This is a genomic window from Alcanivorax sp. REN37 (assembly GCF_041102775.1).
In the GTDB taxonomy this organism is placed as follows: domain Bacteria; phylum Pseudomonadota; class Gammaproteobacteria; order Pseudomonadales; family Alcanivoracaceae; genus Isoalcanivorax; species Isoalcanivorax beigongshangi.
Genome location: NZ_JBGCUO010000002.1, coordinates 35,409 through 55,309, shown reverse-complemented (window position 1 = coordinate 55,309; position 19,901 = coordinate 35,409). Strand labels below are relative to the sequence as shown.

The 19,901-nt window shown below is 64.0% G+C and carries 21 protein-coding genes and 1 other RNA gene; 11 read left to right on the top strand and 11 right to left on the bottom strand.

Annotated features, from left to right (window positions below; translation table 11 throughout):
* Positions 1-36 precede the first annotated feature (36 nt).
* From AB5I84_RS11965 to AB5I84_RS11940, 6 genes are all read right to left on the bottom strand, one after another.
* Positions 37-1,650 carry an ABC transporter permease gene (locus tag AB5I84_RS11965; protein WP_369456139.1) on the bottom strand — a complete coding sequence of 538 codons (1,614 nt, stop codon included), beginning with the start codon at positions 1,648-1,650 and terminating at the stop codon, positions 37-39.
* A 4-nt stretch (positions 1,651-1,654) separates the two neighbouring features.
* On the bottom strand, positions 1,655-2,668 hold the full coding sequence (locus AB5I84_RS11960; RefSeq protein ID WP_369456138.1) for an extracellular solute-binding protein: 1,014 nt from the start codon (positions 2,666-2,668) through the stop codon (positions 1,655-1,657).
* A gap of 88 nt (positions 2,669-2,756) precedes the next feature.
* Positions 2,757-3,965, bottom strand: coding sequence for an FAD-dependent monooxygenase (locus AB5I84_RS11955; protein WP_369456137.1), 1,209 nt, complete (start codon positions 3,963-3,965; stop codon positions 2,757-2,759).
* Complete coding sequence (locus tag AB5I84_RS11950; protein WP_369456136.1) at positions 3,962-5,152, bottom strand: FAD-dependent monooxygenase; 1,191 nt, start codon at positions 5,150-5,152, stop codon at positions 3,962-3,964. The genes AB5I84_RS11955 and AB5I84_RS11950 overlap by 4 nt, the downstream gene beginning before the upstream one ends.
* Complete coding sequence (gene pepP / locus AB5I84_RS11945; RefSeq protein ID WP_369456135.1) at positions 5,149-6,477, bottom strand: Xaa-Pro aminopeptidase; 1,329 nt, start codon at positions 6,475-6,477, stop codon at positions 5,149-5,151. Before pepP ends, AB5I84_RS11950 begins: the two co-directional genes overlap by 4 nt.
* Positions 6,478-6,488: 11 nt before the next feature.
* Positions 6,489-7,082 carry a UPF0149 family protein gene (locus AB5I84_RS11940; protein WP_369456134.1) on the bottom strand — a complete coding sequence of 198 codons (594 nt, stop codon included), beginning with the start codon at positions 7,080-7,082 and terminating at the stop codon, positions 6,489-6,491.
* A gap of 173 nt (positions 7,083-7,255) precedes the next feature.
* Here AB5I84_RS11940 and AB5I84_RS11935 point away from each other — a divergent pair, with 173 nt between their 5' ends.
* The 4 genes from AB5I84_RS11935 to AB5I84_RS11920 all read left to right on the top strand — a co-directional run bounded on the left by AB5I84_RS11935 (position 7,256) and on the right by AB5I84_RS11920 (position 8,616).
* The gene (locus AB5I84_RS11935; RefSeq protein WP_369456133.1) at positions 7,256-7,468 is read left to right on the top strand and encodes a TIGR02449 family protein; all 213 of its coding nucleotides are present in this window, start codon (positions 7,256-7,258) and stop codon (positions 7,466-7,468) included.
* Positions 7,465-7,785: a cell division protein ZapA gene (locus AB5I84_RS11930; protein ID WP_369456132.1), complete on the top strand. Its 321-nt coding sequence runs from the start codon at positions 7,465-7,467 to the stop codon at positions 7,783-7,785. Before AB5I84_RS11935 ends, AB5I84_RS11930 begins: the two co-directional genes overlap by 4 nt.
* Positions 7,786-7,829: 44 nt before the next feature.
* A non-coding RNA gene (gene ssrS / locus AB5I84_RS11925) (6S RNA) lies at positions 7,830-8,013 on the top strand.
* 24 nt (positions 8,014-8,037) lie between these two features.
* The gene (locus AB5I84_RS11920) at positions 8,038-8,616 is read left to right on the top strand and encodes a 5-formyltetrahydrofolate cyclo-ligase (RefSeq protein WP_369456131.1); all 579 of its coding nucleotides are present in this window, start codon (positions 8,038-8,040) and stop codon (positions 8,614-8,616) included.
* Here the strand turns inward: AB5I84_RS11920 and AB5I84_RS11915 are convergent.
* On the bottom strand, positions 8,613-8,774 hold the full coding sequence (locus AB5I84_RS11915) for a hypothetical protein (protein ID WP_369456130.1): 162 nt from the start codon (positions 8,772-8,774) through the stop codon (positions 8,613-8,615). The genes AB5I84_RS11920 and AB5I84_RS11915 overlap by 4 nt on opposite strands.
* Before the next feature lie 266 nt (positions 8,775-9,040).
* Positions 9,041-10,558, bottom strand: coding sequence for a threonine ammonia-lyase, biosynthetic (gene ilvA / locus AB5I84_RS11910; protein ID WP_369456129.1), 1,518 nt, complete (start codon positions 10,556-10,558; stop codon positions 9,041-9,043).
* Positions 10,559-10,695: 137 nt separating this feature from the next.
* Between ilvA and rpiA the strand changes: the two genes are divergently transcribed.
* Together rpiA and AB5I84_RS11900 are read left to right on the top strand one after the other, a co-directional pair.
* Positions 10,696-11,349 (top strand): ribose-5-phosphate isomerase RpiA, encoded by a 654-nt coding sequence (gene rpiA / locus AB5I84_RS11905; protein ID WP_369456128.1) that lies wholly within the window; start codon positions 10,696-10,698, stop codon positions 11,347-11,349.
* Between the two features lie 6 nt (positions 11,350-11,355).
* A complete protein-coding gene (locus tag AB5I84_RS11900) occupies positions 11,356-12,213 on the top strand; it encodes a carboxylate/amino acid/amine transporter (RefSeq protein WP_369456127.1) in 858 nt (285 codons plus the stop codon).
* 168 nt (positions 12,214-12,381) lie between these two features.
* On the opposite strand, the gene AB5I84_RS11895 is transcribed toward AB5I84_RS11900, so the two are convergent.
* Both AB5I84_RS11895 and AB5I84_RS11890 read right to left on the bottom strand, forming a co-directional pair.
* Positions 12,382-13,041 carry a fumarylacetoacetate hydrolase family protein gene (locus AB5I84_RS11895; RefSeq protein WP_369456126.1) on the bottom strand — a complete coding sequence of 220 codons (660 nt, stop codon included), beginning with the start codon at positions 13,039-13,041 and terminating at the stop codon, positions 12,382-12,384.
* Between the two features lie 12 nt (positions 13,042-13,053).
* Positions 13,054-14,445 (bottom strand): D-2-hydroxyglutarate dehydrogenase, encoded by a 1,392-nt coding sequence (locus AB5I84_RS11890; protein ID WP_369456125.1) that lies wholly within the window; start codon positions 14,443-14,445, stop codon positions 13,054-13,056.
* 133 nt (positions 14,446-14,578) lie between these two features.
* Between AB5I84_RS11890 and serA the strand changes: the two genes are divergently transcribed.
* The 5 genes from serA to AB5I84_RS11865 all read left to right on the top strand — a co-directional run bounded on the left by serA (position 14,579) and on the right by AB5I84_RS11865 (position 19,550).
* Complete coding sequence (gene serA / locus AB5I84_RS11885; RefSeq protein WP_369456124.1) at positions 14,579-15,808, top strand: phosphoglycerate dehydrogenase; 1,230 nt, start codon at positions 14,579-14,581, stop codon at positions 15,806-15,808.
* 86 nt (positions 15,809-15,894) lie between these two features.
* Positions 15,895-17,250, top strand: coding sequence for a COG3014 family protein (locus tag AB5I84_RS11880; RefSeq protein ID WP_369456123.1), 1,356 nt, complete (start codon positions 15,895-15,897; stop codon positions 17,248-17,250).
* The gene (locus tag AB5I84_RS11875) at positions 17,247-17,639 is read left to right on the top strand and encodes a YcfL family putative periplasmic lipoprotein (RefSeq protein WP_369456122.1); all 393 of its coding nucleotides are present in this window, start codon (positions 17,247-17,249) and stop codon (positions 17,637-17,639) included. Before AB5I84_RS11880 ends, AB5I84_RS11875 begins: the two co-directional genes overlap by 4 nt.
* Before the next feature lie 40 nt (positions 17,640-17,679).
* Positions 17,680-18,267, top strand: coding sequence for a penicillin-binding protein activator LpoB (gene lpoB / locus AB5I84_RS11870; RefSeq protein ID WP_369456121.1), 588 nt, complete (start codon positions 17,680-17,682; stop codon positions 18,265-18,267).
* Positions 18,268-18,317: 50 nt separating this feature from the next.
* Positions 18,318-19,550, top strand: coding sequence for a CsgG/HfaB family protein (locus AB5I84_RS11865; RefSeq protein WP_369456120.1), 1,233 nt, complete (start codon positions 18,318-18,320; stop codon positions 19,548-19,550).
* A gap of 32 nt (positions 19,551-19,582) precedes the next feature.
* Here AB5I84_RS11865 and AB5I84_RS11860 read toward each other — a convergent pair whose 3' ends face one another.
* Complete coding sequence (locus tag AB5I84_RS11860; protein WP_369456119.1) at positions 19,583-19,837, bottom strand: hypothetical protein; 255 nt, start codon at positions 19,835-19,837, stop codon at positions 19,583-19,585.
* Between the last annotated feature and the right edge of the window lie 64 nt (positions 19,838-19,901).

Below are 19,901 nucleotides of genomic sequence, written 5' to 3'. Positions count from 1 at the left end.
TGTGTCTCATAACGCCCCATCAAGATGGGACTATCGTCACCGGTTGGCTTGGCGAATTCGCCGCATCAGTAAGTACACCGGCAGTAACCCCACCAGCACCAACGTCAGCGACGGCAGCGCTGCCCGCGCCCACTCGCCCTCGGCGGTCATCTCGTAAATGCGCACTGACAATGTGTCCCAACCGAACGGGCGCAGCAGCAGCGTGGCGGGCATTTCCTTCATCACATCGATCAGCACCAGCAGAAACGCCGCCAGCAAGCCCGGTGTCAGCAGCGGCACATAGACCCGCCGCACCACCTGCCACGGCGAGGCGCCGAGCACGCGCGCGGCGTCCACCAAGCGTGGCCGCACCCGCTCAAAAGCAGCATCGACACTGCCATGGGCCACCGCTAGAAAGCGCACCACATAGGCCAGCACCAATGCCAGCACCCCGCCCATCAGCAGCGGGCCGATGCCGAACCACTGGTGCACGCTACGATCCAGCGCGCTGAAGCTCATCACGATACCCACCGCCAGCACCGAACCCGGCAATGCATAGCCCAGTGTCGCTATACGCACTGCTGCCGGCACCCAACGCCGCGCGCGATGGCGGCGCACATACCCCATCAACAATGCCAGCGTTACCGTGACCGCCGCCGCGCCAGCACCGAGCATCAACGTACGCCCCACCAGCCCCACATAGCGCTGGTCCAAATCGCGCCAAGCACTGGTGGCCACCCAGTACAACAGACGGCCGAGCGGCACTGCGAACGCCGCCGCAAACACCAGCGCCGCCAGCAGTGTCAGCAGCCATGGCCACGCGCCCGGCAAACGCCGGCGCTGGGATGGCCGGCTGCTGCCCTCGGCATAGCGGGCGCGGCCACGGGCAGCAGCTTCCAGCCCGAGCAACATCAACACCAGCACCAGCAGCAGTGACGCCAGTTGCGCGGCCGCGTTGAGGTTGAACAGGCCATACCAGCTTTTGTAGATGGCGGTGGTGAGGGTATCGAAGTTGAACACGGAGACCGCGCCGAAATCAGCCAGCGCTTCCATCAGCGCCAGCGCCAAGCCGGCCACAATCGCCGGCCGCGCCATCGGCAGCGCCACCCGCCAGAACGCCTGACGCGGGCGCAGCCCCAATAGCCGCGCCTGCTCCAGCAAAGTGCGACCCTGCGCCAGGAAGGCGGTGCGCGCGAGCATATAAACGTAGGGGTAGAGCACCAACGACAAAGTGAGGATCACCAATGGCGCCCGGCGCACATTGAGTCCGCTGAAATCAGGCCAAGCACTGCGCAGCAAGCTCTGCAGCGGGCCGGAATAGTCCAGCAAGTCCACCGCGACGAACGCCAGCACATAGGCCGGCATTGCCAGCGGCAACAACAACGCCCAATCGAAGAAGCGGCGGCCAGGGAATTCCTGCGTACTGACCAGCCACGCCAGCCCCACGCCGAGCAGCAGCACACCCAGCCCGACACCCACCAGTAACAGCAAGGTGTTGCCGGCCAGTGTCCACAACACGGTGTCGGCCAGGTGCTGCCAGACCTCGGACTCGTCGCCGCGCCAGGCCAGCGCCAGCACCAGCATCGGGGCCAGCACCACCAGCGCTAAGGCGCCGACCAGCAGCGCCGGCAAACGCTGGATCAGCGCCTGCCGCCAGCTGCTGAAAGCCATCAACTCAACGGTATCCCGCGCGGTCCATCAGCTTCACGGCATCCACCTGCCGCTGACCCGCCACTTCCACGTTCAGGTTGTCAGCGCGGAAGTGACCCCAGGCCTGCACCTCGGCGGCCGCCGGCACGTCTGGATTGACCGGATATTCCAAGTTGCCGTCCGCCAGCAGGCTTTGGGCCTGGCGCTGCGACATCCACACCATCAGTTTCTCGGCCTCATCGCGATGCGGCGCATGGGCGGTAACACCGGCCCCGGAAATGTTCACATGCACGCCACTTTCACCGTCGCCCTGGTTGGCCCAGAACAGCTTCAGCGGCAGCGTCGGTTTGTCACGCAGCATGCGGCCGAAATAGTAGGTGTTGACGATGCCGACATCACATTGGCCGGCGGCGATGGCGTCCATCACAGCGTTATCGTTGGCGAACACGTCGGTGGCCAAGTTGCTGATCCAGCCGCGCACTACGCGCTCTGCTTCCGGCTCGCCCAGGCGCTCGATCAGGGTCGCCACCAGCGACTGGTTGTAGACCTTCTTCGAGGTGCGCAGGCACAAGCGGCCCTGCCACTCTGGCTCTGCCAACGCTTCATAGGTGGATAGCTGCTCGGGCTGCACCCGCTCGGTGGCGTACACCAGCGTGCGCGCACGCACGGTTTCACCGAACCAACGCAATTCCGAATCGCGCAGGTGGGCGGGTACCGCGCGCTTCAGCTCAGCGTTGTCCACCGGCTGCAGCAGGCCCCGCTCGGCGGCCTGCCACAGATTGCCCGCATCGACGGTGATCAGCAGGTCGGCCGGTGACTGGGCCCCTTCGGACTCAAGCCGAGTCAGCAGCGCCGCATCGTTATCGGTGATGTAGCGCACGCGCACGCCGGTTTCGGCGGTGTAAGCATCAAACACGGGCTTGATCAGGTGGTCACCGCGGGAGGTGTACACCACCACTTCCGGAGTGGTCGGGCCGCTGTCACAGGCGGTCATCAGGGTGGCCAGCGCCAGGGCGCCGGCGGTCATCCAGGCTTTCATGGGAACACTCCAGACGGATCTCGCAGGCGGTGCCGATCGGCACCGGAATAAGAACGAGACGCATTGTCTACGAGACACTGCGCCCCAATCAAGCCCGCGCCAGCGCCGGCAGGTCGCCGCGTCGGCCGAGTGCCTGCTGGACAAAGAACTGTTTCAACGGCGGCGCCTGCTGCACGCCGCGCAGCCCCAGATTGCGCAGCAGCCGCAGCGGCAGCGCCGGTTGCTCGAACAACCACTTGAGGCCATGGAAGGACTGCTGCATCAGCAGGTTATGGCCACGCCGGCGGCGCTCGTAGCGCGCCAGCGTCGCTGGCGATGACAGCGGCAGACCGCGCGCGTGGGCACGCAGCAGCTCCTCTGCCAGCACCGCGGCATCCAGCATACCTAGGTTGATGCCCTGTCCCGCCAGCGGGTGCACCACATGGGCAGCATCGCCAATCAGCGCCGCGTGGCGGCCCACATAGCTGCTGGCGTGGCGCTCGATGATCGGGAAACAGCCGCGCGGACCTTGGATCGACAGCGCCCCGAGCACCCCTTCACTGGCCAATGTCAGCGCCTGGTTGAACGCCGCCTCCGGCAGCGCCGCCAATCGCTTGGCGTCCGCTTCCGAGGTGGACCAGACAATTGAGCAGGGCGCGTCAGCACCGCCCATCGGCAGCAACGCCAACGGCCCGCTGTCGATGAAACGTTGGCGCGCACAGGCACCGTGGGGCAATTCGGTGGCGATGGTGCCGACCACCGCCCAATGCCCGCTGGGACGCGGGGTGCCGGCAATACCGAGCCGGTCGCGGACACTGGAATGGGCGCCATCAGCGCCAACCAGCAGTCGCGTCACTAGGGTTTCACCATCGGCCAAGGTGATTTGCCAACCCAGCGCATGGCGCTGCAGATCAACCACCGAGGTCGCCACCCGCCACGGCAGCTGCGGCGCCACGCGCTGGTACAACGCCGCCACTACCGCATCGTTCTCCACCATCCAGCCCAGCGCCTCGGCGCCGGCATCACGGGCATGGAAATCCACCTGGCCAGTGCCATCGCCGTCCCACACCTGCATGCTCTGGTAGGGCAGCATCCGATCCGCCGCCAGCAGCGGCTCCACGCCGAGCCGGCGCAGCATGCGCACGCTGGCCTCGGTGAGCGCGGATACTCGCGGGCGGATCAAGCCGGTGGGCGGCTGCGGCGGCGGCGCGGCGTCCAGCAGCTGCACGCGCAGACCGCTGTCGAGCAGCGCTGCCGCCATCAGGCCGCCGGCCATGCCACCGCCGACAATCACCACATCCCAGATTTGATCGTTCATGCGTGCTGGACTCCCATGGCGCGGGCGGCAAAGCCACTGCGCAGACGCGGCCACAGATCCATGGCCACCAACCCGAGCTGGCGGCTGTGGGCAAATGGCCCCCAGGTGGCGCGAAACAGTTCCGGCAACAACCGCGACGCCTGCACGATCTGCTGCTGATCGGCAGCACGGGCGGCGTGATAGCGCTGCAAACCGGTCAACGCCCCCGGCGTGTCACTGTCACCGACGGTCTGCGCCAGCAGAGCTAGATCGCGCACGCTGAGGTTGAAGCCCTGCCCCGCCACCGGATGCAGAGTATGGGCGGCGTTGCCCACCACCACGCCAAACGGCACCACCTGACCGATGGCATGGGTGAGCACCAGCGGGTAGCGGTGGCGGCTGCCGATGCGCGCGATCGGCCCCAGCCGGTCGATGCCGAAGTCGTCCTGCAGCGCGGCGATGAACTGCTCTGACGGACACTCCAGCAGCGGCGCCATGCGGCGTTGGGTGCCGGTCCACACCAGCGCCATGCGGCGGCCGGGCAGTGGTAGCAACGCCATCGGGCCGGCATCAAGGAACCGTTCCCAAGCGACGCCGCCATGGTCCCGCTGTAATTCGATATTGGCAAAGATGGCCTCGTGGCCGGTGTCTTGGTGGCGCGCATCCAAACCAAAGGCCTGCCGCACCCGGGAATGGGCGCCATCGGCGGCCACCAACAAGCGGCAGTGGATCGACTCGCCCTGCTCGGTCTCGATCAGATAACCGTCCGGCTGGCGGCGGGCATTGCGCACCGCGCACGGGGCACGCAACTCGATACCACCGACGCGCGCCACCGCTGCCAGCAGCACCCGGCCGAGCCAGCGATTTTCGGTCACGGCACCTAACATCGGCAGGCCTTCTTCCGCTGCGTTAATACGCACTTGGCCAAGACGGGATTTGCGCGACACATCGACACTGAGGATCGGTTCAGCTTGCTCCAGCAGCGTCTCACGCAGACCGAGCTGGTCGAACACCTGCAAGGTGCCCGCCGACAGCGCGGTACTGCGCGCGTCGAAGGACGGCGCCAGCGGCAAACCATCATCCTGTAGCGGCGTGGTTTCCAGCAGCAGCACCTGCCGCTGGCCCGCTTGGCGCAGCAGCAGCGCCAGCAGCAGGCCAGCCATGCCACCACCAACAATCGCCACCGGCACCGAGCGCGGCGCCGTCACGACGCCACCGGCCGGTCGCGCATCAGCGCTTCGATGTCGTCGACCGTCTTCGGTACGCCGCTGGTCAGGTTCTCACAGCCAGTAGCGGTGATCGCCACATCATCTTCAATACGAATGCCGATACCGCGCCAGCGGGCTTCCACGTTGGTGTCATCCGGCGCCACGTACAGGCCCGGCTCCACCGTCAGCACCATGCCCGGCTCCAGCTCACGCCACTGGTCCGCCACTCGGTAGTCACCCACGTCATGAACATCCAGCCCCAGCCAATGGCCGGTGCGGTGCATGTAGAACGGCCGGTAGGCGTCGGTTTCGATCAATTCGTTCAACTCGCCACGCAACAGCCCCAGCGACAGCAGCCCGTCGGTCAGCACCCGCACCGCGGCTTCGTGGGGGCGGTTCCAGTGACAACCCGGCCGCGACTGCTCAATCGCCGCGTACTGGGATGCCAGCACCACTTCGTACAATGCCCGCTGCTCGCCGCTGAAACGGCCGTTCACCGGGAACGTACGGGTGATGTCGCTGGCGTAGCACTCCAGCTCGCAGCCGGCATCCACCAGCACCAGATCGCCATTGCGCAGCGGCTGGTTGTTATCGACGTAATGCAGAATGCACCCGTTGGCGCCGCCGCCAACAATGGTGCTGTACGCTGGCGCACGGGCGCCGTGGCGCATGAATTCGTGCAGGTATTCAGCTTCCAACTGATATTCGAACATACCCGGCCGCACCGCGCGCATGGCACGCACGTGGGCCTGCGCGGAGATCTCCCCCGCCCGGCGCATCACCGCCAGCTCTGCCTCACTCTTATAGAGGCGCATGTCATGCAGCAGATGAGTCAGCGCCACAAATTCGCCGGGCGGATGGGCGCCGCTGCGCACCTTGGCCCGCAAGGTGTTGACCCAGCCCATCACTTGGCGATCGAAATCAGCGTCGCGGCCGAGGTCGTAGTAGACCCGTTCGCGCCCTTCCAATAGGCCCGGCAGGATGTCGTCGATGTCGGCGATCGGGAACGCATCATCGGCGTCGAAATCCGCCACCACCCCTTCCGGGCCGGAGCGGTAGCCGTTCCAGATTTCCATGGCGCGGTCACGTTCGCGGCAGAACATCACGTATTCGCCGTGGGCGCGGCCAGGCAGCAGCACCATCACCGCTTCCGGCTCGCCAAAACCGGACAGGTACCAGAAGTCGCTGTCTTGACGGTAGGGGTATTCAGCATCGCGGTTGCGGGTGCGCACCGGCGCCGCCGGCAGGATGGCGATGCTGTCGGGGACCATCTGCGCCATCAACTCACGGCGACGGCGGGCGAACTCCTCACGCGGCATCAACATGCTGGACTCCTTCAGTGGGTCACAGGGGGAACAGCCGGGGCCGGTGCGGCCTCCTGCTGGCGTGCCGCCAGCGCCAATTCGGTAAATACCATCAGCGCGGCCAGACGGCAGTGTTCAGCCACCTGCTCAAACATCTGTGCGTCTTCTTCGTCATCTTCATCCGGCGCGCCGATCTGACTGATCGCGGCAATATCGGACAACGCTTCCTGCAAACCCGGTGCTAAGTCGCTGTCACGCACACCGGCACTGCCGGTACCGAAGCCAACCAAGAAACCTTCACACCATTGCCCCAGCGCAGCGATGCGCTCGCTCAAACCGCTGTCCTCTTCCGGCAACACCAGTTGCAGTTCCAGGCCCTCGGCGGTGAAACCGTCGCGGGTCAGGTCGCGCAGCGCCAACAGTTGGCGGCCGGTGTCGGCCTCCCAACCGGCAGCCAGTTCCACATGGGCGGCGAGCATGCCGAGCAGTTCGGCGTCCTGACTGCCGTGACCGGTGCTGAGCAGCCCGCAAATAACGCCGTGCAGCTCCGCTGGACTGTGGCGCACGGCGGCGCGCACCAGCGCATCGGACAACGAATCGAAGTGGTCGGCAGCGGCCTGGGACATCAGCAGAACTCCATTGAATACGGGGATTTGAGCACCCGATCGGCTCCGTTGACCGGTATTTGGGCGGTCTCTATAGTACAGACGGGTTTCCGACGCTGTGAACGTTTTTGAACGGGCGCAAGGACAGCGGCCGGAGGCGGGGCTAACCTTAGGTAAACTTTGCGAGTTTTGCCATGAGATCGGACGACCTCCTGCGGGACCTTGAAGCCCGCGTCGAACAGCTGGTCGGCCTCAGCGCCCGTCTGCGTGAAGAGAACCACGCCCTGCGCCAACGCGAACAGTGGCTGCTGGACGAACGCGCCGCCCTGCTCAAGCAGAACGACCTCGCCAAGTCCAAAATCGAAGCCATCATCAGCCGCCTGAAGTCCCTGGAGCAGGATTCATGAGTGAAGTGTCGTCCGTGGTCGTGCACCTGCTGGACAAGGAATACCGTGTTTCCTGTCCGCCCGGTGAGCGCGACAGCCTGTTGCGGGCTGCCCGTTTTCTCGATGAGCGGCTGCGCCAGGTGCGCGATGCCAACGTCATCGGTCTGGAGCGCATCGCGGTGATGGCAGCGCTCAACCTGTCCCACGAACTGCTACAAACCTCCCACTCGCTGGTCGCCAGCAACAACGCCAACGACCGGCTGTCGCGGCTGCTGCAGAAAGTAGACGAAGAGCTCGACGCTCACCGCCAGCGCCAACGTCCCGATAACGAATCCTGATTGCCCCTCCACCCCGGGCCGGTGCTACTGCTATACTGCGCCGGTGTTCCCTGGAGTGTTCGCCAGCCAGGCGATGTCCCTGAGCCGATGTTTTCACCCCCGGGGGCGAATATGGCGGGTCTGTGTGCATGTCCGCTACGGCGGAAAGCCTGAAGAAACGCCTGACGTCTCCACCTTGAACCGCAGGGTTCAAGGGCCAAGCCACGCAGCGGCACAGTCGGGGAACACCTTATTCATTGCCAGCGCAGCGCCATGTCCGACCCGCAATTTACCCTGCTTGCCGAGCGTCGCGCGCTGCGCCGCCAGATGCGCGACCGCCGTCGCGCCCTCAGTGACAGCCAGCGCCGGCGTGCCGCCGCGCGGCTGGCGCGCCACTTGCGCTCCCAACTTTTATTACACGGCAGTCGCCGGGTAGGTCTGTATCTGCCCAGCGATGGCGAACTCGACGCCACGCTGTGGGCCCGCAGCGGTCCGCCTCGGCAACTGTTCCTGCCACGCCTCGACCGGCTGCATGCCGGCCACATGCATTTCGCCCGCTGGCAGCCGGACCAAGCGCTGGTGGCCAACCGCTACGGCATCGACGAGCCGGCACCGGACCAGCCGACGGCCTTACTTTGGAGTCTGGATCTGCTGCTGATTCCACTGGTGGCCTTTGACGGCCATGGCCAGCGATTGGGGATGGGCGGAGGCTTCTATGACCGAGCACTGGCCCGGCTGCTCCGGCAGCCGCGACGGCCACGGCTGGTGGGGGTGGGATACCGCTTCCAGCAGGTGCCCGAGCTGCCCACGGCCGCTTGGGACCAACCACTGGATGCGGTGATCACCGATTAACGCAGGTTGTCGCGGTCACCACTGGTTGCGGCCATGCCCATGGTGGCTGCCACTTCATCCAGTCGTGGGTTGCTGCCGCCATAGGTCAAACTACTGACCAGCACGCCCAGTCCAAATACCACCGCCAACAACACCAAGGCGTCAGGCTTTTTCTTCATCTGTTGGTTTCCCCAGCCATACTCTGCAACGGCTTGAACGGCATCGGAAGCCACCGTCCTGATGGCTTCTCAGTCCCTGTCGATAACGTTGCGCAAATCAGTCTGAAAGACAGACCGGACCGGCGTTTTTCAGCCCGTCAGCGCGCGGTCAAAAACTGACCAAGATGTAAACAAAAGTCAACACCGGATGTCATGATATTGACGTTTATTTTTGTATCTGAGCACTGAAACCGCCAGACCCCACCGTGGCGGGGCCTGAACGGGGCTCAATTGAGGAACAGCTCGTAGGCCGGATTGTCCGTCTCGATCACCACCGGATAGGGGAAATGTTGGGCGTCGTCGCGGAATTCCTTCATCTCGCCCTTAGGCACTTGGAAGCCTACCAGCACTCGGCCATAGGCCGCGCCGTGGTTGCGGTAATGGAACAGGCTGATGTTCCAGCGCCCGCCCAATGACATCAGGAATTTCAGCAGCGCACCGGGCCGCTCCGGGAATTCCACCCGGCACAGCACTTCATTAACGCCGGAGTTGGGCGCATGGCCGCCGACCATGTGGCGGATGTGCAGCTTGGCCATTTCGTTCTGGCTCATATCCACCACCCCGTAACCTTTGTCGCCCAATGAACTGACTAACGACGCTAGATCATCGCTGCCGGGCACAATCTGCACGCCGACAAAGACATGGGCCTCGGCCTGATCGCGGTAACGGTAATTGAACTCGGTGATAGCGCGGCGACCGATGGCCTGGCAGAACTGGCGGAAGCTGCCCGGCTTTTCCGGAATGGTGACGCCGAGGATCGCCTCGCGCTGCTCACCCAGCTCGGCACGCTCGGCAATATGGCGCAGGCGGTCGAAGTTGACGTTGGCACCGCTCTGGATCGCCACCAACGTGGCGCCCTCGATGCCTTCCTGCTGCACCCACTTCTTCATGCCCGCCAGCGCCAGCGCCCCGGACGGCTCCGGCACCGCGCGGGTGTCCTCGAAGGTGTCTTTCACCGCCGCGCAGATTTCATCAGTGGTGCACGTCAGCACGCCATCCAAGCTCTGGCGCAGCACGCGGAAGGTTTCCTTGCCGATCTGCCGCACCGCCACGCCGTCCGCGAACAGGCCCACTTCTGCCAGCTCCACCCGCCGCTTACGATCCAGCGCAGCCTTCAGGCAGGCAGCGTCTTCGGCTTCAACGCCGAACACCTTGATTTCCGGGCGCACGTATTTCAGGTAAGCCGCCATGCCGGCCGCCAAACCACCACCGCCCACCGGAATGAACACCGCGGTAATGTCGGCCGGATGCTGGTGCAGCAGCTCCATCGCTACCGTACCTTGCCCGGCAATGACAAACGGATCGTCGTAGGGGTGGACGAAGCTGTAGCCTTCTTTCTCGGTCAGTTCCTCGGCATGGGCCAGCGCCTCATCGAAGCTGTCGCCATGCAGCACCACACGGCCACCACGCTCACGCACCGAGCGCACCTTGATGTCCGGCGTGGTACGCGGCATCACGATCACCGACTTAATACCGAGCTGCTTGGCCGCCATTGCCACGCCCTGAGCGTGGTTGCCGGCGGACGCACAGATCACCCCGCGCTCGCGCTGGGACGGCGACAGCGAAGCAATCTTGTTGTAGGCGCCGCGCAGCTTGAAGGAGAACACCGGCTGCAGGTCTTCACGCTTGAGCAGCACCTTGTTGCCCAACCGGCGCGACAACAACGGCGCGTCCTGCAGCGGGGATTCCACGGCCACGTCATAGACGCGGGACTGGAGGATCATCTTCACGTAACGATCAGGCATCGAGGGGCTCTTCGGCGTACAGCGAGGGAAGGCAAACGATGGTACGGCGGCGCTGCGGCAGCGTCCACCGCCGCCGCCCGTGGCCGCCGCCGGGTCGCTTGCCTATACTGTGCCGATCCTTCCCAGTGGGCACCCTCATGGACCAGAACGCACAAAAACAGGCCGCTGCCGAGGCGGCACTGTCATTTATCGAACCTGACGCCATTGTCGGCGTTGGCACCGGCAGCACCGCCAACTACTTCATCGACGCCCTCGCTACCCGCAAGCACCAAATCCGTGGCGCCGTGGCCAGCTCTGAGGCCACTGCCGAGCGCCTGCGCAGCCACGGCATCGAGGTGTTCGACCTCAACCAAGTGGACCGGCTGCCGGTGTACGTGGACGGTGCTGACGAAGTGAATAAGCACCGCGAGATGATCAAAGGCGGCGGCGGCGCGCTGACGCGCGAGAAGATCGTGGCGGCGGTGGCCGACCAATTCATCTGCATTGTCGACGAGAGCAAGTGTGTGGACGTGCTCGGCGCCTTCCCGCTGCCGGTGGAAGTGATCCCGATGGCGCGCTCGCTGGTGGCCCGCAAACTGGCCGGCCTCGGCGGCCAACCGCGTTACCGCGACGGCTTCGTCACCGACAACGGCAACCTGATCCTCGATGTGCACCACATCGACCTCGGCCGGCCGCTGAAAATGGAAACCGACATCAACCAGTTGGTGGGCGTGGTCACCAACGGTCTGTTTGCGCTGCGTCCGGCGGACGTGGTGCTGGTGGGCGGCCGCGACGGCGTGCGCCGCTACTGATCGCCGATGGGCCACCTGCTGCTAGTCACCCTGATCTGGGCGTTCTCATTCAACCTGATCGGGGTAGTGCTGGCGGGCCAGGTCGACAGCTACTTCGCGGTGCTGACCCGTGTGCTGCTGGCCGGCGCGGTCTTCCTACCGCTCACCCGCATTCGCGGGGTGCCGCCACGGCTGGCGCTATGGATCGCACTGGCCGGCGCGCTGCAATTTGGCATCACCTATGTGTGCCTGTACCTGAGCTTCCGCGTGCTGACGGTGGCCGAGGTGTTGCTGTTCACGGTGCTGACCCCGCTGCACGTCACCCTGATTGATGATGCCCTGCAGCGGCGTTTCCGCCCGTGGGCGCTGCTGGCGGCGGCGGTAGCGGTGCTGGGTGCCGTGGTGATCCGCTATGACGGTCTCAGCGGCGACTATCTGCGAGGTTTCCTGCTGCTGCAGCTGGCCAACGGTACCTTCGCGGCCGGCCAAGTGCTGTACCGCCACCAGATGCGCAAAACCAAACTGGAGCTGCCGCTGTCACGCAGCTTCGGTTACTTCTTCCTCGGCGCACTGGTGGTAGTGCTGCCGGCCTGGCTGCTGCTGGGTAATAGCGAGCAGCTGCCGCACACCGCCGCCCAGTGGTGGACGCTGCTGTGGATGGGGTTGGTGGCCACCGCGCTCGGACAATTCTGGTGGAACAAGGGCGCCACCCGCGTCGATGCCGGCACGCTGGCGGTGATGAACAACCTCACGGTACCGGTAGGGCTGGCGCTGAATGCGCTGATTTGGCAATTGGATGCGGACCTGGGACGGCTGCTGTTCGGCGGTGGCCTGATTGTGGCGTCGCTGTGGATCAACCGCCGTGGAGCAGTGCCGGCGCGCTGACGGACATTCCACCTTGCGCACCGGTGCACCAGCAAGTCTGACAAGGTGGGCGGAACCACTGGAACGTGACGCCATCGAAGCGCCCACTCCCGCAGCGCCGCTGCACGGCTCCGAAAACCGACCTGATCATTGCCCCGCCGCAGCCCGAAAGCGCACCGGACTGGCGCGTTACTGCACCTGCCCGTTGACCACCATGAAGTTACCGAGCCGCGCTGAGAAGCGGTCGCCGGCCACCAACGGCCCGACGCCGGCCGGGGTGCCAGTGAACACCACATCGCCGGGCAGCAGGGTGAAGTGGCGGCTGATCTCGGCCACCAGCGGGAAAATTGGGAACAGCATCTGCCCGGTATGGCCCTGCTGGCGCAGGCTGTCATTCACTTCCAAGAACAACGATAAGTTCTGGCGGGTGGACACACCCGGCGCATAAACAAAGCCGGACAACGCCGCGGAACCATCAAACGCCTTGGCTTTTTCCCAGGGCTGGCCCTTGGCCTTCAGTTCGCTCTGCACATCCCGTAGCGTCAGGTCGAGACCAATGCCGTAACCGACGATGGCGGCATGGGCCTGCTCAGCGTTGGCGTTGCGCAGGGTTTCTCCGATCAGCACCACGATTTCTACCTCGTGGTGCACCTCGCCCTGATCTTTCGGCAACACCAGCGGCGCCGCCAGATCGCACAGCGCAGTGGAGGGCTTCATGAACAACAGCGGCTGTTCCGGTACCTCGTTGCCCAGTTCGCGGGCGTGTTCGGCGTAATTGCGACCCACGCACACCGCCTTGCCTAGCGGCAGGTCGATCGGGGTGCCATCCATCCAGTGGTGCTGGTACATCGCAGGCTCCTTTTACAGGTCGAACAGCTTGCCGGGGTTCATCACATTATTGGGATCGAACAGCTGCTTCACGGCACGCATGTAGCCAATTTCCTCGGCCGAACGCGAATAGCCCAAATACGGCTTCTTGGTCATACCCACGCCGTGCTCGGCGGAGATCGAACCGTTGTAACGCTGCACGATCTCGAACACCCAGCGCGATACGTTGTTGCAGCGCTCGAAGAACACTTCTTTGGCCAGCTCCGCCGGCTTGAGGATGTTGAGGTGCATGTTGCCGTCACCGATATGCCCGAACCAAACGATTTCGAAATCCGGGTACTCCCGTTGCACCACCGCGTCCACTTCCTGCACAAACGCCGGCACCTTGGACACAGTGACCGAGATGTCGTTCTTGTAGGGCGTAAACGGCGCGATGCTTTCGGAAATGCGCTCCCGCAGCTGCCACAGCTGGTCAAGCTGGGCCAGTGACTGGCTCATGACGCCATCAATCACCCAGCCTGCCTCGACGCACTTCTCGAACAGCTCCATAGCGCGTTCACCAACTTGCTCGGACAACTGCTCGAACTCCAGCAGGCAGTAGAACGGCGCCACGGTGTCGAACGGCCGCGGTACGCCGTGGGCCAGCACGTGGCCCATGGCTTTTTCAGAGAAGAATTCGAACGCGGTCAGATCGATATCGAGCTGGAAGGTATGCAGCACCTTCATGACTTCATCGAAGCCCGGCACGCCCAGCACCAGTACCGTCAAGTCGCGCGGGCGACGCGCCAACTTCACCGTGGCTTCCACCACCAAGCCCAAGGTGCCCTCGGCCCCGGTGAACAGATGGCGGAAATCGTAGCCGGTGGCGTTCTTGATCAGGCCCTTGTTCAGGTCCAGCAGATCACCCTTGCCGGTGACTACTTTCAGGCCGGTGATCCAGTCGCGGGTCATACCATAGCGGATCACCTTGATACCGCCGGCATTGGTGCCAATATTGCCGCCAATTTGGCTGGAACCGGCGCTGGCGAAGTCGACCGGGTAGAACAGGTCATTCTGCTCAGCAAACTCCTGCAATTGCTGGGTGATGATGCCCGGCTGCACCGTCACCGCGCGGTCCAGCGGATCGAAGTGCAACACCTTGTTCATGCGGTCAAACGCCACCACCACCTCGCCGTTAGCCGCCACCGCCGCGGCAGACAGCCCGGTGCGGCCGCCGGACGGCACCAGCGCCAGCCCTTCGGCGTTAGCGATGCGCACGATTTCCTGCACTTCCTCCACCGTCTCCGGCAGCAGCACCAAAGAGGGCGCCGGCGCCCACACTTTGGTCCAGTCCACGCCATAGCGCTGGGCGCTGTCGGCATCGGTCAGACAGCGCTGCGGGCCCAGCAACGGCAGGAACAATTCGGCAATGGCGGTGTGACTCATGGGTGTCTCCACGGGGCAGGAGGCGGTGGGTAAGAGGGGTTGTACCGGGGAGCCGGGAACGGCTCACACCGAAGGCGCGCTATGTTACCATACGCGCCTTCTTTTACTTCACACTGGTACCGGACCTCGCCCCATGCCCAAGACGTCGCTCGAAAAGGACAAGATTCGCATTCTCCTGTTGGAGGGCATCCACGAATCTGCAGTGGCTACCTTCACGCAAAATGGCTACACCAACATTGAACTGCTGAAGGGCGCGCTGTCCGGCGACGAACTCAAGCAGAAGATCCGTGATGCCCACGTGGTCGGCATCCGCTCCCGCACCCAGCTCACCGCCGAGGTGATCGACAGTGCCGAGAAGCTGATGGCGATCGGCTGCTTCTGCATCGGTACCAACCAAGTGGACCTGACTGCCGCCTTGACGCGCGGTATCCCGGTGTTCAACGCGCCCTACTCCAACACCCGCTCGGTTGCCGAACTGGTGGTGGCGGAAGCGATCATGCTGATGCGCGGCGTGCCGGAGCGGAACGCCTCCTGCCACCGTGGCGGCTGGCTGAAATCCGCCAAGGACAGCTACGAAGTGCGCGGCAAGACGCTCGGCATTGTCGGCTACGGCAACATTGGTGCCCAAGTCAGCGTGCTGGCCGAAGCGATGGGCATGAAGGTGTACTTCTACGACACCATCACCAAGCTGCCGCTCGGCAACGCCACCCAGGTGCATAGCCTGGATGAGCTGCTTGGCATGTCTGACGTCGTCACCCTGCACGTACCGGACCTGCCCAGCACTCGCTGGATGATCGGCGAAGAGCAGATTCGCAAGATGAAGCCGCGCAGCTACCTGATCAACGCCGCGCGCGGCAAGGTGGTCGATATTGAGGCCCTCGCGGCAGCGCTGAAAGACGGCCACCTGCTGGGCGCCGCCATCGACGTGTTCCCGGAAGAGCCGAAATCCAACGACGACGAATTCCTGTCGCCGCTGCGTGAGTTCGACAACGTGATCCTGACTCCGCACGTGGGCGGCTCCACCCAGGAAGCGCAGGAGAACATCGGCGGCGAAGTGGCCGAGAAGCTGGTGCGCTACTCCGACAACGGCTCCACCCTGTCCTCGGTCAACTTCCCGGAAGTGGCGCTGCCGGAACATCCGCAAAACCACCGTCTGCTGCACATCCACCGCAACGTGCCGGGCGTGCTGAGCCAGATCAACCAGGTGTTCTCCGACAACGGCATCAATATCGTGTCGCAGTTCCTGCAAACCAATGCGGATATCGGCTACGTAGTCATCGATGTGGACAAGGCGTCCAGCGCCTTGGCGCGGGAAAAACTCCAAAACATCGACGGAACCATTCGCACGCGCGTCTTGTTCTGATATTTATGGCAGCCAGGGCGGTGGCCAAGGGATATGTGGCCACCCCCTGTATTCCGCGCCCCATGACTGCAACGGGAATGCCGTCCATGCGTCGAACTGCTTGTGTGCTGATCTCTGCCTTGGCGCTGTCCGGCTGTGCGACCAGTTCGCTGTTCAAGCCGTATCCCTCGCAGGCCCAGCAATGGCGCAGTGCAACCCTCAGTAGCCAGCAGGCACAAGAGCTGGTCGCCACGCTGGAAAAGAAAACCGACAGCAAAGACGGTCTGCTGTACCTGCAAGAGCAGGGCCGAGTAGCCCAGATTGGCGGCTTGGTCGATAGCAGTCAGCAGGCGTTCGAGCGCGCTATTGATCTCTACCTCGCCCAAGACGACAAGGCGCTGATCAGCGCCGGCGCCTTGGCCGGCGGTCTTAGTACCACCCTGTCCAACGACAACGCTATGGCCTACTCCGGTTACGAGTACGAGCGCATCGCGTTGCACGGTTTCCAAGCATTGAACTTCTGGCAGCACGGCGACTTGTCCGGCGCGGCGGTGGAATTCCGACGCCTGACCCAAGAGCAACGCAACGCCGAAGTGCGCAACGACAAGCGCATCGCCAAGGCTGAAGCCGAGGCCGAAAAGGAAGGCAGTCCGTCCGCCAACGACCTGGATTCCCAGCTTGGCGGCCTTAACTCGGCGGCTTCCTCGGTGCGCAACAGCATCCAAAATGCCTACTTCTATTACCTCGCTGGGGTGTTCCGCGAGGGAACCGGGCAATTCAACGATGCCACCGTGGACTTCAAGAAAGCCTACGAGATCATGCCGCGCCATCCGCTGCTGGAGGCCGACATTCGCCGCCTCACAGCCCGCCAGACTGGCCGCTATCGTGCCGCCAGCGGCAGCGGCCAGGTGGTGATCGCCTATGAGCAGGGCTATATCCCGGCACGCCAGCAAATCAGTCTGCCGATCCCCACTGTGCACGGCTATTTCGCGGTGGCGTTCCCCACCTACGCCGGCAACGCGCCGGAACCGCGTCCGCTGCAGATCAGCGGCGCCGGCCACGCCACTACCGCCGTGATCGCGCGCTTCGACGGCCTCGCCGCGCGTGCGCTCAAAGAGCAGGTGCCGGGCATGCTGCTGCGCCAAACGCTGCGCGCCAAGGCCAAGTACGAAACGCAAAAGTTGGCCAACGACAAAGGCGGCGTATTCGCCGGCCTCGCCACCCAAATCTACAACCTGGTGTCCGAACAAGCGGACCTGCGCAGCTGGCTGACGTTGCCGGCCAACGCCCAGGTCGCCCGGCTGGAACTGCCGGCCGGCACCCAGGCTCTAACGCTGGCAGGGATGGGCAGCAGTACGTCAGTGGACGTGCCCGTAACCGCCGGAGGTACCACCCTGGTGCGCGTGATTGATACCGGCGCGCTGCACGTGACTGTCCTGCCCACTCTGGAGAATCGACGATGAAACGCTATGCCCTGCTTCCTCTTGTGCTGGGTGCACTGCTGACCGCTGGCTGTGCCAACAAACCGGTGGAGGAGCCACTGGCTGTTGAAGATGTGGCTTCCGTGCGCTACGAGACCTCATCCCTGTCCAACAAATTCGAGATCGACAACGTCCAGCGCGCGCTGGCCGGCAACGTTCTGCGAGCCCAGGTGACGCTGCGCAACAAGTCGTCGTTCACCGTCAGCTACCAGTACAAATTCCGCTGGTACGACGCCAACGGCTTTGAAATCCAGCAGCAAGGCGAGCCGTGGCGGCCGCAGGTCGTAGCTGGCAAGGGCGAAACCCGCCTGCAGGGCCTGGCGCCGAACCCCGCTGCCGCTCGCTTTGAAGTCTGGCTGCGCGCTGAATAAGCGCACGGCCGGTAACCGATTCTGAACAAGGAGATATTCCATGCGTGTAGTGATGACCATCCTGCTGTCGTCCGCCCTGTTGATCGGCGGCTGCTCTCAAGTCCAATACGGCGATTCCACCGCCGCCGAAACCCTGACGGTGGACTTCGGCTCCACCGACCTGCAGATGATTGCCAACCAGATGGTCGATGACCTGCTGGCGTTCCCGCCGGTGGTGCAGATGACCATGCAGCGCCGCCCGGTAGTGTTCGTCGACCAGGTACAGAACCGCACCACCGAGCACATCGACACCGAAAACGTCACCGACAGCATCCGCACCAAGCTGATCCAGTCCGGTAAGTTCCGCTTTGTCGACATGAACGTGGTGGAGCGCGTGCGCCAGCAGTTCGACTTCCAAAGCCAGTCCGGCATGGTCGATCCGGCCACCGCCGTGGCCATGGGCCGCCAGATCGGTGCTGAGTACATGTTGTATGGCGCGCTGACCAGCATCACCAAGCGCAGCGGCAATACCCGCGACGTCTACTACAAGTTCACCCTGAACCTGATGAACCTGGAAACCGGCATCATGGAATGGGCCAGCGAGAAAGAAATCCGCAAGACCAAGTCACGCAGCCTGTTCGGCAAGTGATGCACCACGGCGGGCCCTCGGGCCCGCTTTTACCATCCGCGGAGAACGCCATGAGACACATCCTCTGCTCACTGTTGTTGTTGCTGGCCCTGCCCCTGACCGCGCAAGCGCGCATGGTCGATGTGGAGCGCACCACCCAAGGTTATGGCGACAGTTACCTCAAAGCTGTCACCGGCGCCCTGGTGGAAGCAGTCCAGCAAGTACGCGGTGTTGAAGTCGGCACCGAACGCACGCTGCAACTGGATCTGCAACATACCGCCACGCTGCGCTCCGATCTGGCCGTGGCCACGCTCGGCGTGCGCCATGACATCTACAGCGATTCCAAAGGCTGGGTGAAGAGCTACGAAGTGCTCAGCGTCACTCCCGGCAAGGGCGACACCCCGTGGGCCGTGCGCCTGAAAGTCACGGTGCCCAAGTTCGAGTCGTTCACCGGCGCTGACGACAAACGCTACACGCTGGCGGTGATGCCATTCCGCATCTCGCAGAGCAATTACCCCGCCCACGGTCAGCAGATCCGCGGCGTGGACGCCAGCCAACGGCTGCAGGAGTCACTGCAACGGGCCTTCACCCAATCGCAGCGGTTCTCGGTGATCAACCGTGATTACGGCGCTGAATTCGCCTCGGAAGTGGCGCTACTGCGTTCCGACTTGGTCAGCGCCACCGACGCCAGCCGGTTGGGTGCTGTGGCCGGTGCCGACCTGATGCTGGTGGGGCGCATCCACCAAGTGGGCGATTCACCACTGGCCCGCCGCGAGTTTTACGGCGCGCGCGTCAATGACGGCATGCTGCGGCTGGAAGCTGCCTTCCAGATCATCGAAGTGGCGACCCAGAAAATCATGTGGTCTGACACCCTAGCGCTGGATGTGCGCCCGGATCACCGCGACTTCGAGATCCGCGAGCTGTACGAGCGCGGCAGTGACGCCATCGTTGCCGCTACCCTCGGTGTGATCTACCCGCTGCGGGTGCTGGATATCGTTTCAGCCGAACAAATCTTCCTCAGCCAAGGCGGTGCCGCGGTCAAGGAAGGCGCTCGACTGGCAGTGCACGGCCCCGGCCGCGCCCTCAATGACCGCGAAACCGGCCGTAGCCTGAATGTGGATGGCCCGGTGGTGGCACAAGTAGAAGTCACTACGGTGCAGCCGCAATACAGCATTGCCAAGCTGGTGGAAGGGGAGTTGGACAGTTTCAGCGCCGAATCGGTGCTGCGTCCGCTGGACAACCGTCCGGAGTCACGGCCACGCCGCGACACTCCGGGGTCCTCTGAAGCGCCACTGAGCTGGTAACGCCCGACGGGGTGCCGGGCCTGCCCGGCACCTCAGTCTTGCTGCTGCCGTCGTTGCAGCTGCTCTGCTTCCTGCTGCTGACGTTCCGCTACCGCCTGGCGCACCAGCGTATCCTGATCGGCGGCATGCAAACGGGCCTCACCGGAGTAAATGCGGCTGTAGGCATCACGGGTGGCGCGCTCCTCACGCGTCAGTTCTGCCTCGGCGATCTTGGCATTGGCTTGTCCTGACGCCAGCGCCGCCATCCCCATCACACTGATCATGCGTAACCATTGCGGTGTATTCATCGCGCACCTCCTTGGTGTTGAGACCCTTGAGGCTAACGCCGCCGGCAGTCGACAGTGTGTAAAA